The 14575-nt window shown below is 35.0% G+C and carries 11 protein-coding genes; 6 read left to right on the forward strand and 5 right to left on the reverse strand.

Annotated elements, in window-relative coordinates:
* Positions 1-99: 99 nt before the first annotated feature.
* The 3 genes from dapF (at position 100) to WFH39_RS08165 (ending at position 4659) form a co-directional block, all read left to right on the forward strand.
* The gene (gene dapF, locus WFH39_RS08155) at positions 100-867 is read left to right on the forward strand and encodes a diaminopimelate epimerase (RefSeq protein WP_336689515.1); all 768 of its coding nucleotides are present in this window, start codon (positions 100-102) and stop codon (positions 865-867) included.
* Positions 868-895: 28 nt separating this feature from the next.
* Positions 896-1921 carry an endolytic transglycosylase MltG gene (mltG, locus tag WFH39_RS08160; RefSeq protein ID WP_336689516.1) on the forward strand — a complete coding sequence of 342 codons (1026 nt, stop codon included), beginning with the start codon at positions 896-898 and terminating at the stop codon, positions 1919-1921.
* Between the two features lie 167 nt (positions 1922-2088).
* A complete protein-coding gene (locus WFH39_RS08165) occupies positions 2089-4659 on the forward strand; it encodes a TonB-dependent receptor domain-containing protein (protein WP_336689517.1) in 2571 nt (856 codons plus the stop codon).
* Positions 4660-4708: 49 nt separating this feature from the next.
* Here the strand turns inward: WFH39_RS08165 and WFH39_RS08170 are convergent, their stop codons facing one another.
* From WFH39_RS08170 to WFH39_RS08185, 4 genes are all read right to left on the reverse strand, one after another.
* The gene (locus WFH39_RS08170; protein WP_336689518.1) at positions 4709-5161 is read right to left on the reverse strand and encodes an adenylyltransferase/cytidyltransferase family protein; all 453 of its coding nucleotides are present in this window, start codon (positions 5159-5161) and stop codon (positions 4709-4711) included.
* 28 nt (positions 5162-5189) lie between these two features.
* Positions 5190-6212, reverse strand: a complete 1023-nt coding sequence (galE, locus tag WFH39_RS08175) for a UDP-glucose 4-epimerase GalE (protein ID WP_336689519.1) — start codon at positions 6210-6212, stop codon at positions 5190-5192.
* Positions 6213-6230: 18 nt separating this feature from the next.
* Entirely contained in the window at positions 6231-6668 is a 438-nt protein-coding gene (locus WFH39_RS08180; protein ID WP_336689520.1) for a hypothetical protein, read from the reverse strand.
* A 437-nt stretch (positions 6669-7105) separates the two neighbouring features.
* Positions 7106-8230: a DegT/DnrJ/EryC1/StrS family aminotransferase gene (locus WFH39_RS08185; protein ID WP_214589316.1), complete on the reverse strand. Its 1125-nt coding sequence runs from the start codon at positions 8228-8230 to the stop codon at positions 7106-7108.
* An 86-nt stretch (positions 8231-8316) separates the two neighbouring features.
* Between WFH39_RS08185 and WFH39_RS08190 the strand changes: the two genes are divergently transcribed.
* Positions 8317-9927, forward strand: coding sequence for a S8/S53 family peptidase (locus WFH39_RS08190; protein WP_336689521.1), 1611 nt, complete (start codon positions 8317-8319; stop codon positions 9925-9927).
* Positions 9928-10095: 168 nt separating this feature from the next.
* On the opposite strand, the gene WFH39_RS08195 is transcribed toward WFH39_RS08190, so the two are convergent.
* The gene (locus WFH39_RS08195) at positions 10096-12630 is read right to left on the reverse strand and encodes a phosphoenolpyruvate carboxylase (RefSeq protein ID WP_336689522.1); all 2535 of its coding nucleotides are present in this window, start codon (positions 12628-12630) and stop codon (positions 10096-10098) included.
* Between the two features lie 125 nt (positions 12631-12755).
* Between WFH39_RS08195 and WFH39_RS08200 the strand changes: the two genes are divergently transcribed.
* Both WFH39_RS08200 and WFH39_RS08205 read left to right on the forward strand, forming a co-directional pair.
* Positions 12756-14078 carry a hypothetical protein gene (locus WFH39_RS08200; RefSeq protein ID WP_336689523.1) on the forward strand — a complete coding sequence of 441 codons (1323 nt, stop codon included), beginning with the start codon at positions 12756-12758 and terminating at the stop codon, positions 14076-14078.
* 73 nt (positions 14079-14151) lie between these two features.
* Positions 14152-14556: a hypothetical protein gene (locus tag WFH39_RS08205; protein ID WP_336689524.1), complete on the forward strand. Its 405-nt coding sequence runs from the start codon at positions 14152-14154 to the stop codon at positions 14554-14556.
* Positions 14557-14575 lie beyond the last annotated feature (19 nt).

Consider the following 14575-nt stretch of genomic DNA (forward strand, 5'->3'; position numbering starts at 1 on the left):
TTATAAATAAGGAAACGGACAGCTAACACTGTTCGTTTTCGTTTTAATTATAGTAATTTTGCAGTTTCAATTTTTAAAACAAACATTCTATTAATAAATATGGAATTCTATAAATATCAGGGCACAGGAAACGATTTTGTAATGATAGACAATCGTTCCGGAGAATGGGATGATCTTTCCATTGAAAATATTCAGAAGCTTTGTGACCGCCGTTTCGGGATCGGAGCAGACGGACTTATTAAAATAAACACCGCGAAAGGCTATGATTTTGAAGTAGATTATTATAACTCGGACGGTTCTAAGAGCTTTTGCGGAAACGGAGCGAGATGTTCTGTAGCTTTTGCTTTTTTCCTTGATATTTTTGAAGGCAGTTGTAAATTCACGGCTATTGACGGGGAACATATTGCCGAAATCCACAACGGAATCGTAAAGTTAAAAATGAGCGATGTTACTACCATTTCCAATGACGGAGAGGACACGGTAATGGATACGGGTTCGCCACATTACGTGAAATATGTGGAAGATATCGTTAACTACAACGTTTTTGCAGAAGGAAACGGTATCAGAAATTCTGAAAATTATAAGGAAAAAGGCATCAACGTTAATTTTATGGAAAAAATTTCTGATGATGAGATTTTCGTAAGAACTTATGAACGAGGCGTTGAGGATGAAACCTACAGTTGCGGAACGGGAGTTACGGCTTCGGCTTTAACTTTTCTGCAAAATAACAATCTAATCTCTGTAAAAGTTAAAACTTTGGGCGGAAATCTGAAAGTATATGCTGAAAAAAACGGAGACACTTTTCAGAACATCTGGCTCGAAGGTCCTGCAAAGCAGGTTTTTAGAGGTAAAATAGACCTTATTTAAAAAAATAAAACTTTTAATCACCATTTAAATGAAGAAAGCTATTCTTATCATCATCCTGCTTGTTTTTGTAGTAGGCGGATTTTTTGGATTTAAATTTTATAAAAAATATTACGGTAATAACATCGAAAAAGACGGATATGTTTTGATTCCTCATCAGGCAAATTTTAAACAAATCCTTGATTCTGCGGCGAAATACGTCGATAATAAAGAAGCTTTTGAAGCCGTTGCGAAAGAAAAGGATCTTGAAAAATATTTCAAACCGGGACGCTATCATTTCCAGAAAGGTTTAGGGAACGCGAATTTGGTTAATATGATTAAAGCAGGAAATCAGAGTGAGAACAGTTTCAGAATTGGTGATTTTGGGGATGTTTATCAGATGATTGGTAAAGTAACTAAAAAAACAGAAGTAGATTCTTTAAAATTCGTCAACGAATTCAATTCAATTGCTGCCGAAAAAGGATATAACAATGCGGAAGATTTAAAAAAGTATTTTTTTATTGATACGTACAATTTTTTCTGGACGGTAACTCCGAAAGAATTTTTCAAAAAATTTGATGATCAGTACAATGAATTCTGGAACAGCGAAAGAAAATCTAAAGAACAGCAATCCGGTTTAACGAGAGATCAGATTTATGCTCTGGCTTCTATCGTGTACAAGGAATCGGGAGGAAAAAAGGACGAACAGAAAACGATTGCAGGATTATATCTTAACCGCTATAAAAAAGGGATGAAACTTCAGTCTGATCCAACGGTAATTTATGCAATCAATAAGCAGACAAATTTTAAGGAGCAAATCAAAAGGGTTTTTTATAAGCATCTTTCTACTCCATCGCCATACAACACCTATTCAAACAAAGGAATTCCTCCGGGACCTATTTGTGTAGTAGATAAAAATTCTGTGGATGCCGTGCTGAATGCAGAAAAGAACAATTATATTTTTATGTGTGCTGATCCTGCGAGATTCGGATACCACAAATTTACAGCAAGTGCAGAAGAACATGCTGTTAATGCAAAAGCTTATCAGGACTGGCTGAATTCAAAAAATATAAAATAATAATCATATTAACTTTTTTTTAACAATTCTACAACTAACATTTGGCTTTTTAGTCCGACATATACCTTACAAATAATAAATTAAACTTAATATTATGAAATTTAAACAGATTAACAATTTCATAATATTAGGGAAAATCTTTTACGATTTTACACAAAAAATACCTTATGAATCAGACGGAAATCATTAACATTTTTACAAAGAAAACCTTAGGGCTTACTTTTGTACTTTCGGCAGCAGCATTGGCTTTTGCACAGGAGAAGGTCGGTATTTCCGGGTCGGTTGTCAGCAAGAATAACCAGCCCGTTCCTTACGCTTCTGTTACCTTCAGTAACAAGGCAAACAAACAGTTCAGTGATGCTACGCTTACCGACGAAAAAGGTCAGTACAAGCTTGATCTTGCTCCGGGAGCTTATGATATTACTATTGAAGCAATCGATTACCAGAAAAGTGTAGTTAACAAACAAATTACTGCGGCAGGAAACATCGGTGCTTTATCAATCGACCCTGAAAAGAGTGCTACCAATCTGAAAACAGGAGACATTCAGGGAGTTGTGATTACAGCTCAGGCTACGAAGCCTTACAAGGTAGAACTGGATAAAAGAACGTATGATCCGTCTCAGGATATTGTAAGTAAAGGGGGAAATCTTCAGGACGTCCTTTCCAACGTTCCTTCGGTTTCTGTAGACACAGACGGAACGGTTTCTATGAGGGGAAGCTCTAATGTAAAATTTTTAATCAACGGAAAACCTTCTGCCCTTCTGGGGATTGATGATGGAGCTAATGCTTTGCAGAGTATTCCGGCAGATCAGATTGAAAAAATTGAAGTAATTACCAACCCTTCATCAAAATTTGAGGCAAGCGGAACAGCAGGTATTCTGAATATTATCCTTAAGAAAAATAAGAAAACAGGCTTCAACGGAAGTGTTACCGGAACCGTTGGATATTTGCCGCAAACAAACCTTAATACCAATTTAAGCTGGAGAAAAGGAAACTTCTCATGGTTTCTTAATGGAGGCGGCGGTTATAGAGAATCTAAAAACACAAACAGAAGCGACGATTATTTCTCTAATGCTATTGCAGCAAGCGATTTTACGGAAAGACATCAAAATTCTGTAACAAACAGTAAGAATAACAACTACAATGCTTCAGCAGGAGTTGTATACGATATTTCTCCAAAAACTTCAATTAACGCCTCCGGTACGGTGAGAACTTTTGACAGCGAAAATGACGGAAATATTGACTACAGTTATTTTTATTTAAGTAATCCAAGTTCATCTTCTAACAGAAGAACTTTAGGCACAAATAACAATCTTGCTTTTCAGGGAGATTTTGGATTAGATCATAAATTTGATGATAAAGGTCAGAATTTATCCGTATCACTAAGTTTACAGAGCAACAGATCTTTTAATGATACCAATATTGATGAAACCAGAGATGGAATATTCAGTCTTAAGGACATTGTAAATCAGAACACTAAAAATAAAACGTTAATCGGTAAAGCAGATTACGAATTGCCGATTGGAGAATATTCTAAATTAGAGGCAGGATACAGAATAGACATCAACTCTAATGACTACAGCAATGATGTTCAGGAAAGCACAGCTTTAAATCCTACCTTATCATTTTTAAGGCCTTACACCTATGACGCAACATATAAGGAAACATTTAATGCTTTTTATTTGCAGTTTAAAAGTAAGATCGGAAAAATCAGCTATCAGTTAGGATTAAGAGACGAACTCTCTAACATCGATATTAATTATGCCAATTTATCTCCTAAGGATAAGGATATAATTACTACAAAGAATTATAATAATCTGTTTCCAAGTGTTTACTTGAGCTATGAATTCGCAAAAGACAATCAGCTTTTACTAAACTATGCGAGAAGAATTGACCGTCCGAGATCATTCTTCATGATTCCTAATCCAAATTATAGCGATAATCAAAATATTTTTGACGGAAATATTGATCTGAATCCTTCCTATGTAGATTCTTACGAGTTCGGTTATAGCATTTCTAAAAAGAAATTCACCATTAATCCGACTTTGTATTTCAGACATCAGACCGATGATACAAAAATGTTAGTTTATAATAAACTTGCAGAAGATGAAAATGGAAGTCTTATTATACCAAGACGTATTGAATCTCATACCAAGCCAATTAATTTAGGATCTGATGACCGTTACGGTTTAGATCTGAATTTTAACTGGGATGCAACAAGCTGGCTTAAATTTTTAGGTAACGTAGATTTATTCGGATATAATACCAAAGGCAGCACTTTGTATGACACATTCGACAAAAACGGAAATCCTATTCAGGCAGTTGCAGATTTTAACGGTAGTGGTTTTTCTACAAGAGCAAGACTTACCACAACTTTTAAAGTAGACAAAACTTTCAATTTCCAGATTCAAGGCTTCTACAGAGGAGGGCAGAAAACGGCTTATCAGGACAGAAAAGATATGTATGCCATTAACTTCGGAGCATCAAAAACGATTTGGGATGGTAATGGAACAATATCTTTCAATATTCAGGATATTTTCAATACGAGAGCGATGCAGGCTACTACATACACGGCAAACAGTATAAGAGATTCTTATATGCAGTGGCAGCCAAGACAATTTGCTTTATCTTTGACCTACAGATTCAAGCAAGGAAACGAAAAAGTAGAACAGCCGAAACGTAAAAAAGACATCAACTCCAATGCAACCGGAGACGATCAGCAAGGAGGACCAATGTAATCCGCCTTTCATACAAACAGAAAATCCCGAAATTGAATTCGGGATTTTTTTATTTTGCAGCTTCTGTTTTTTCAAGTTTCTGAAGTTCAGCTTCGTAGATTCTTTTTCTTAAATCGCTGGAAGAAAACCTGTGATCTCTTTTATTGTAAAAAATCTCAATTCCTTTTTCTTCACAGTATTTTTTACCGGTGAAATCTCTGTCAAGATAATCGTCCCCGATAATTCTCACATCAATTACAAAAGATTTTAAAATATCCAGAAGATCTTCCTCTGTGTAATATGGAATAATCTCATCAACAGCATTTACTGCTTTTAACTGAATATATCTTTCTACGATAGTCTGAGTCGGTTTATTTTTGGTTGGGCGATCGTGGGAGGGATCAATCTGCAAACCTACAATAAGGTAGTCACATACGGTTTTTGCTTCTTCAAGCATTTTAATATGCCCTGCGTGAAGCAGGTCGAATGACGAAAACGTGATGCCTATTCTTTGTGTTTTCATATAAATATCTTCTTTTTTGTACAAATTGTTAAGTGTTTCTTGTTTCTAAATATTTCTGCCACTGCCAAACTGTCCGTAATGCTTCTTCTAAAGATGTTTCAGACTTCCAGTTAAGCTCTTTCTGGGCTTTATCTACGTTTGCATAAGCAATTGTAATATCTCCTTCTCTTCTGTCGCAGATCTGGTAAGGAACTTTCACGTCATTTGCTGTTTCGAAAGCTTTTACTACTTCCAGAACCGATGAACCTTTTCCTGTTCCTAAATTAAAAATATCAACAACCGCATGATCAGAATCGTCAGCCATTAATTTTTTCAATGCTGCAACATGGGCTTTAGCCAAATCTACAATATAAATATAATCACGGACAGCCGTTCCGTCTTCAGTAGGGTAATCATTTCCCCAAACATTTAGTTTTTCACGGATTCCTGCCGCAGTTTGCATCACGAAAGGTACTAAATTATTCGGAACTCCAATAGGTAACTCCCCTATTTTTGCTGAAGGATGTGCTCCGATCGGATTGAAATATCTTAATAAAGAAATTTTGCGGTGATATGCTTTTGCAAAGTCAATCAGGATCTCCTCTCCCATCTGCTTTGCCTTTCCGTAAACGCTTTCAGGCATTTTTAACGGAGTATTTTCGTGGATCGGCATTTCATCAGCCTGTCCGTAAACCGTGCAGGATGAGCTGAAAATAAAGTTTGAAATTCCTCTTTCTTTAAATTCCTGCAGAATATTGATTAATGAAAACAAATTGTTCTCATAATAATCAACAGGTTTCACCTGACTTTCGCCTACCGCTTTGAATGCCGCAAAGTTGATACATCCGTCAATTTCATGAGCATCAAAAACCTGCGTTAGAAGTTCTTTTCTTTTTAGATCGAAAGGATAAAAAACAGGTTTTTTCCTTGTAATTTCCTCAATATTTTTTAATATAAATCTCTCGGAATGCGATAAATCATCCACAATAACAACCTCAAAATTGTTATTTAAAAGTTCCACCACCGTATGGGAACCGATATATCCTAAACCTCCTGTTACGAGTATTGCCATTTTTTTATTGTTTCTTTTTTAATCGTTATGTGTTCCTATGTTATCTATTTCTAAAAACTCTATTTCTTTATATTTAAAAAAGTTAGTTAAAAAAATAAAAACTAAGGTAACAGAAATTGTAATCATTAATTTCAAATTATCATCACTTCTGAAATCATCATTTATTAATAATTTTATATAGCCCACAAGAAAAAATAGTAAAATTAAAAATAGGTTTACATTTAAACAGTATATACTCTTTTTAATTCTAAATATAATAGTAATAAGACATAAAACTGCAGTAATAAATATCATCAAAGCGAAAATAAAAATAAAATTTTCAATTGAAAATATATTTACAGAGCTAAATTCTATAAATGAATCATAACTCCCATAACCAAATAACATTGTTACAAATAGTTCAAATATGAATATTGATATTCCTACAAACTTATATTTAAATATTTTTGGTCTCATATTATTTAATCTTTATTTTCTCCTATGTTTTCGATCTCACATTTGCTTCTCTTGTGTCGAAAAATATTAACCAACATTCCAGACAAAAACAAAAAAAAATATAAAATAAACAAACTGAGAATAAATTTCTTTAAAATCAATAAAGTATCTTAAAAGATGAAGAAAAATTATTAAGAGTACAGCAGTATTGAAACTGATGAAAAATTTATTTGATTCCTTAAAAATACATACAAAACTTATTAATAAAGTTGAAAAGATTCCAAATATTAATGTGTAAAATAAATACTTTAAACCAGCATAATTTTCACTAATAATAAAATTATCACTTATAATCAATAGAGTAAAATAGCCAAAATACATTAGCCAAAAAAAACAAAAATTATAGCATAAAAATAAGCAAACTTATTTTTTAATATTCTTTCGTCGTGAAGCATAGTCTACCCCATAAACTCCAACACCGCATCCGTAATATACTTCAGCTGCTCATCATCCAGTTCCGTATGCATTGGAAGAGAAATTACCTGATCCAGAAGTTTATCCGTATTCACAAAATCGGCGTCGTTACTTTCCTGAAAGTAGGCTTTTTGCTTTCTTAAAGCGACCGGATAATAGATCATTGCCGGAATTTCCTTTTCAGCTAAGAATTTTTGCAAATCATTACGTTTTCCGTTCAGAATTCTTAAAGTATACTGGTGGAAAACGTGAGTAGAATATTCCGCTCTTTTTGGTGTTAAAATATGTTCATGCCCGGCAAAAGCTTCATCATAATAATCTGCTGCTCTTCCTCTTGCTTCGTTATAGTTATCCAGATGCGGAAGTTTTTTTCTCAAAATAGCAGCCTGAACACTGTCTAATCTTGAGTTTACACCTACCTCATCATGATAATATCTTTGGTACATTCCATGGTTTACAATTCCTCTTAAACGGTGCGCCAGATCATCATTATTCGTGAAAATTGCTCCACCGTCTCCATAGCATCCTAAATTTTTAGATGGAAAGAAAGAAGTCGTTCCAACCGTAGACATGGTTCCTGCTTTTTTTACAGTTCCGTCCGAAAATGTGAATTCAGAACCGATTGCCTGTGCATTGTCTTCAATTACATATAAATTATGTTCTTCAGCAATTTTTAAAATTTCTTCCATATTCGCGCACTGCCCAAAAATATGTACGGGAATAATGGCTTTTGTTTTAGGAGTAATAGCTTTTTTAATCGCCTCTGTTGAAATGGTGAAAGTATCATAATCCACATCCACCAAAACAGATTTAAGTTTAAGCAAATGAATAACTTCCACAGTTGCCGCAAAAGTAAAATCTGCCGTGATGATCTCATCACCTTCCTTCAGATCAAGACCCATCAAAGCAATCTGAAGTGCATCAGTTCCGTTTGCACAGGGAATAACATGTTTTACGTCCAGATAGGACTCTAATTCATTCTGGAAAGACTTTACTTCAGGACCATTGATAAAAGCCGCTGAATCCATTACATTTAAAACGGCATTATCCACATCATTTTTTATCTTGTAATACTGACTTTGTAAGTCAACCATTTGAATCTTTTTCATAAATAAATATTTCTGTAAAAATAAGGAATTTAAAATCCCTTCAAAAATTTTATTGATTTTGTTTTATCTTTATACAAAATAAATACATGAAAAAAACTTTACTTTTTTGTCTTTTAGCGGGTTACTCTGCCGGTTTTGCCCAGACGTCGCTTGTTTTTGTATTTTTTAAAGACAAACCGAACAAGGCTGCATTCTATGCAAATCCGTTATCAGAATTATCTCAAAAATCCCTTAACAGACGTACTTCGTTAGGAATTACGCTGAATGATCAGGATGCTCCGATAGAACCGACTTACATTACCAATATTCAGAATTTAGGATTCACCGTAACTGATTATTCAAAATGGCTGAATGGTGTCGCCGTGAATGCAACACCGGCTCAGATTACCATGCTTCAGGCGCAGAATTATGTGCTGTCTGTAGAAAGTTTTGCAAGAAATTCGTCAGGAGGAACAAAAATGAATCATCAGAATAAGTGGGACGATCCAATCAACCCGGCGAATAAAAATTTAACCACTTTTGACTATGGTTCAGGCTCTGCGCAGATCGACCAGATCAATCTCCGTCCGCTTCATTTGGCAGGTTATACAGGAACAGGAGTTACCATTGCGGTTATTGATTCCGGATTCCCTTACGTAAATACAGGTTCTGCCTATTCAAGATTATGGACGAACGGACACATCAAGGGCGGATATGATTTTGTGGCCAAAGGCTCAGACATTTACAATACTTCGCTTAACAACCACGGTTCTGCTGTTCTGGGTGCAATCGGAGGATATATTCAGGATACTTTTGTCGGCTCAGCTCCGGATGCGGATTTTTATCTGTACCGAAGCGAAAATGCAGCAATAGAAATTCCCGAAGAAGAACTTTACTGGATCGAAGCCGCCGAAGAAGCCGACCGAAAAGGAGTTGATATGATTACAACATCTCTGGGCTATGCTACTTTTGATGACCCGAAATACAACTATACTTACGCCAATATGAACGGAACCACTTCCTTTATCGCAAGAGGTGCAGAAATTGCCGTCAACAAAGGTATTTTAACTCTATTCGCGGCAGGAAATTCAGGAGCTCAGACGTGGCATTATATTTTAACTCCGGCAGATAACGCAAAAGTCTTTACCATCGGAGCTGTAGATTCTTCCGGAGCTTCTTCCACCTTCTCATCTTTCGGTCCGAATTCTGCGGGTGTTATAAAACCCGATGCGAGTGCAAGAGGAACCGCCGCAACAAGTGTTATCAATAATAATTCAACCATTTCAGTTAACGGAACATCCATTGCCACTCCCATTGCTGCGGGAGGAGTCGCCTGTCTTATTCAGGCTTTTCCTACCATGAACAGAGATTTAATGAGGGATAAATTAAGACAGAACGCTTCTCTTTATCCCAATCATACCGATCAGATGGGATTCGGAATTTTAAATTTCGGAGGTCTTTACAATAACGTTTTAAGTACTTCAGAACTGGTAAAGAAAAACAATATTGCCATTTTCCCGAATCCTGTTAAAAATATTTTAAACATAGCTTCAGAAAGTGATGTTTTATCCTTGGAAGTTTATGATAACTTAGGAAGATTCATTACAAAAACCAATAACCAGAAATCTGTAAAAGTCGAAGATTTTGCAAAAGGTGTTTATTACCTGAAAATTCAGACGAAGGATAAAATATACTACGAAAAATTCATAAAAGAATAAACTGAAAAACCTCTCGCATTGAGAGGTTTTCTTATTATTCCCGAAGGCTGAGCGAAGCCGAAGACTGATGTCTAATTGCAAATCATCATTCAGCAAACATCTAAGCAAAATGTTTAGATTTTTCATTCCATTTCACTGCATTCAGAATGACACACAGATTATTTATTATTAAGCCGAATTCCTGCTCGCATTAATATTTCCGAATAAAGAACGCGTCACCAGTTTTCCGTAAGCTTCCAGATCGCCTTCCCCTTTCTGAATTTTCATTAATGCATATTGCTGAATGCTCAATAAAGGCAAAACAATTCTCTCGCGGATTTTCACCGATTTTCTGGAAAGCGGATCTTCTTCCTGTAGCATTTTAAAGCCAGTTAATTCCAGCATAATATTTTTGGAAAGATTGTATTCATCAAACAGAACATTCCAGAATGCACCGAATTTCGGGTTGTTTTTAATGTAATACGTCAAAGGAAAATAGGTCTTGTTCATACTCATCATTGAATTTAAAACCAACGTTTTAAAGAAATCCGAACCTCTGTACAATTCTCTTACCTCATCAAATCGTCCCTGTTCTTTCAACTGCTGCATTGCAAAACCAAACCCGAAGAATCCCGGAACATTCTGCTTCAACTGCGACCATGATCCTACAAACGGAATCGCTCTTAAATCTTCAAATTTAAGCTCACTTCCGCCTCCTCTTTTCGACGGCCGGCTTCCGATATTTGTTTTCCCGTAATATTCGAGCGTACTCATTTCCTGCAAATAAGGAACAAACATAGGATGCGCTTTCAGGTCTGAATATTTTTGATAACTGATTTCAGCCAGTTCGATGATTAACGCCCTTTCTTTTTCTGTTAGTTCTTTTTTCGAATTTTTGAAAACATCATTTTCCACTCCGGCTGTTAAAAGCTGTTCGAAATTATATTTTGCCTGTTCTTTATTTCCGAAAATACTCGTAATCGTCTGTCCCTGAATTGTTAATTCAATTTTATTATTCGCAATGGTTTTCCCCTGTGAAGCATAGAAATCGTGGGTTTTTCCGCCTCCTCTTGCGGGAGGTCCTCCTCGACCGTCGAAAAACACGACTTTAATTCCGTTTTGCTCGGAAAGTTTCGTTAACACTTCTTTGGCTTTATAAATTTCCCAGTTCGCTTTCAGATAACCGCCATCTTTCGTTCCGTCCGAGAAACCTAACATAATGGTCTGCTGATTTCCTCTTTTTTTCAGATGCTTTTTGTAAACAGGATTTTGATACAATTCGTTCATTACATTTTCTGCGTTGGCAAGACCTTCCATTGTTTCGAAAAGCGGAACGATATCCATATTGATTTCTTCTTCCTGATAACCGCAGACTTTGAAAAACGCATACACATTCATTACATCTTTTACCGCATCGGAATTGGAAATAATATACCGGTTCATCCCTCTCAATCCGTTCAGTTGCTGGATTTCTGAAATTTGGGAAACCGTAAGCAAAGTATCTTTTACAATATCTTCAAAATCATCAGGATTTACTTTTTCAGTAACCTGAATTAACTTACTGAATTTTTCTTCGTGCGTCGCATCACTGGCTCCGAATACTTTAGCAAAAACCTCATCAATCACTTTCTGATGGATTCTGCTGTCCTGCCGAACGTCCAAAGTCGCAAAATGTGTCCCGAAAATCTTCACACGGTCTTTGAAATTCACCAACTGATCAAGGAACAATGAATTGTGCTGTTCCACGAGGATTTTTTCGGCTTCTTCCAGTCTTTTGATAATATCATCTGCCGTAATTTTTTCATTTCTGAAAATCGCGGAATACAGTTCGTTGCTCAGTTTTGTTAAAACTTCTGAAACACCTCTGAAACTCAGTCTTCTTCGAACCGATTTCAGGTTGTTGTAATAGGCTTTTAAAATTGCAGTATGCAGTTCTTCCGCCACTCTTTTCGTGACTTCTGCTGTTACAAAAGGATTTCCGTCGCGGTCTCCCCCCGGCCAGAAACCAAGCTGGATCAGATCTTCATGTAAGTGAAAATGATCGTTTTCGAATGTCGTTTTTATTTTCGTGAAAAGTTCTCCGATGGTATCGTAATATACGTATCTCAGATAATAAATGATGCTCAACGCTTCATCAATCGGAGTCGGTTTTTCTTTATTAACGAACGGTGTTTTTCCCAACTGCTGCAAAAGCATATCGATATTCGTAATAGAATCGGTTGTAATGGCATTTCTGAGATCGTGAAGAATTCTCTGCACGGAATTCGGATAAAACTGTGTCGGATGCGCCGTAAACACGATTTTAATGGCAAAATCCTTCAGTTTTTCACGCACTTTTTCCAATTTATGATCCTGAAGCGAACGTTCGTACATATTGGTTACCGTTCCGTTATCACTTTCGGAATGCAGGTTCGGAAATGCAGCATCCTCAATACTATCAAACAAAACCACCTGTCTTTCAATATATTGGATTATTTTGAAAAGCAGTTCTGTTTTCTGTTCTTCAGTCTGCAAATCGGTATGATTTTTAAAGAATTCTTCAACGATTTCTTCAGGTGTTTTTCCGGCTTCGTAACCGATTTTGCTTTCTTCACAAAGGAACGGAAGCAGCATCCCGATATTCGTCATTTTATCATAAGGCAGGCTCATAAACAATGAATTGTAGATCTGGAACTTATTTTCCACGATCTGCCTGAATTTTTCTGCGCGTTGGTCGTGTATCATATAACAAATGTAGGGGATTTTGGTCTGAATTCAAATGGGATTTTATTTAATTTTTATAAATATCCTTTATAAAATAAAGGAGGTTTAGGTTTAAAATGTATCTTCGCAAGAGTTAAAAAAAACACATGATAAAACAAAAATTTGGAACTGCATTATTCTCAATTTTAACAATTATTTGTTTAATAGTTGCTATCTTTTTCTTTAAAAAGGACCTGTTTTTCTCATTTATTCCTTTTCTTGGTTCTCTGATATGTGCAATATGTGCTGTTTCGGAAAATAATTATCATAAAAATAGAAATGTTTTTATTGATGATAATAGTCTTCCTAGTGAAATCCATATTAATTATTCAAAACTATCTTTGGCAATTGGTGTCATTGGATATTTGGTATTTATTACTCTCGGAATATATTTTATTAAACTTGCAGGGTTAGACTACACAAAATATAAAAGAGGTGATTATTTTATGATTGGTATGAGCGCCTTTTTAATTATTAGCTATAGTATCAAAATTATAAAAGTAATTAAAAAATACTCGGCGAAAAATATTTTAATAATTAGCAATAATGGAATTCAACTAAATCATGAATACATGATCTGGAGTAATATCAAAAATGAAAAAATACTTATCAAACAAGAAGTTACAGAATATTCGAAGTATGAAACTGAAGTAAAATATCTTTCCCTTTATCATAAAAATAAGAAAATTGAATTTAAAATAGATAATTTAGACACTCCTGATTATTTTATTGAGCAATATTTGAAACTTTATAAAAATCGCTTTCTAAAACCAAATTTTGGAAGCAGTTTCAAAAAAATGCCTGAAAAAGACTTTTCAGCTTTTGAGAGTATTCCAAAAATTGATGATCTATTTTCTCTTGATGAAAAAGAACTTCAGAAAAATCTTGATAACATTGGAGTTTTAGCCAAAAATAATCCAGATGAATTGAAGTCTTACTGTGAAAGCATTACAAATTTTGAGGAAACCAATCTGGATTCTATTTATTATGCATTATCTGAAAACGCTGAAGACTGGAAAGACTTTCTCGGTAATGAATTTATAAGACTTTTTGAAATTGCTAAAAAAGATCCTTTTTCTAATAACATCTTTGATATTTTAGATGAAATATTATATGAGCTTGAACCATCTCAGTCTTCACGAAAAATAATCGATTATTTGTATAAAGAACTTAGTAACACAAATGATAAAATCAGGCTGAAAGCACTTAATCTAATAAATGCATGGCTGGAAGAAGAAGATATCAGTAGAAGTAATATGATTATTCAAAAAATCTTAATGATGACCAAAGATAACAACTGGAAAATCAGATGGTGCGCTCATGATACTCTTTCCTCATATAATATTTTTAGTGATGATGAAATTGCGATTCCTCTTGCCGATAAGTTGAAAGCAAAAATAAACAATCCGTATGAAATTGATTCAGAATAAACTTCTAAAATAAATTAAACTGTTCACTCTGTAATAAATTTGTAATTTTACATTCTACACCAATCTGAATCCCATGAAAAAAATACTCCTATTCCTACTTCCCCTTCTCCTTTTCTCCGCCTGCGGCGAAGACTGTTACAATGCGCCACAACCGATCGCTTTTAAATTTGTGGATTCCAATGATGTGAATCTGATTACAGACGGAACGCTTACCAATTATTCGGTGAAGGAGGAAAACCAGACCAATATTCAGCTTACAAAAACCAATGATGATATGGTTATTCTGGAAAACGTGGGTGCTTACAACGGAACGAAAAATTATACCTTTACTTCCAATACTAAAAATTTCACTTTTACGATCCAGTCGTCGGAATTTAAAGGAGGCTGTAATGGCTTTCAGATCAACAAACTTACTTTTACTGGCATTGGAATTGATGTGAAAGACGAGAACGGCTACTACAAAATTATTTTCCAGTAAATTTCTGTTCGCTACATTT

Source organism: Chryseobacterium sp. MMO-72, from assembly GCF_037146035.1.
Taxonomy (GTDB): domain Bacteria; phylum Bacteroidota; class Bacteroidia; order Flavobacteriales; family Weeksellaceae; genus Chryseobacterium; species Chryseobacterium indicum.

What these genes read in the sequence shown, in the direction of transcription:
- WFH39_RS08195 (WP_336689522.1), bottom strand. Translation starts at nt 12,630, where the DNA reads ATGATACACGACCAACGCGCAGAAAAATTCAGGCAGATCGTGGAAAAT.
- WFH39_RS08170 (WP_336689518.1), bottom strand. Translation starts at nt 5,161, where the DNA reads ATGAAAACACAAAGAATAGGCATCACGTTTTCGTCATTCGACCTGCTT.
- WFH39_RS08185 (WP_214589316.1), bottom strand. Translation starts at nt 8,230, where the DNA reads ATGAAAAAGATTCAAATGGTTGACTTACAAAGTCAGTATTACAAGATA.
- mltG (WP_336689516.1), top strand. Translation starts at nt 896, where the DNA reads ATGAAGAAAGCTATTCTTATCATCATCCTGCTTGTTTTTGTAGTAGGC.
- WFH39_RS08180 (WP_336689520.1), bottom strand. Translation starts at nt 6,668, where the DNA reads ATGAGACCAAAAATATTTAAATATAAGTTTGTAGGAATATCAATATTC.
- WFH39_RS08190 (WP_336689521.1), top strand. Translation starts at nt 8,317, where the DNA reads ATGAAAAAAACTTTACTTTTTTGTCTTTTAGCGGGTTACTCTGCCGGT.
- WFH39_RS08200 (WP_336689523.1), top strand. Translation starts at nt 12,756, where the DNA reads ATGATAAAACAAAAATTTGGAACTGCATTATTCTCAATTTTAACAATT.
- WFH39_RS08165 (WP_336689517.1), top strand. Translation starts at nt 2,089, where the DNA reads ATGAATCAGACGGAAATCATTAACATTTTTACAAAGAAAACCTTAGGG.
- dapF (WP_336689515.1), top strand. Translation starts at nt 100, where the DNA reads ATGGAATTCTATAAATATCAGGGCACAGGAAACGATTTTGTAATGATA.
- WFH39_RS08205 (WP_336689524.1), top strand. Translation starts at nt 14,152, where the DNA reads ATGAAAAAAATACTCCTATTCCTACTTCCCCTTCTCCTTTTCTCCGCC.
- galE (WP_336689519.1), bottom strand. Translation starts at nt 6,212, where the DNA reads ATGGCAATACTCGTAACAGGAGGTTTAGGATATATCGGTTCCCATACG.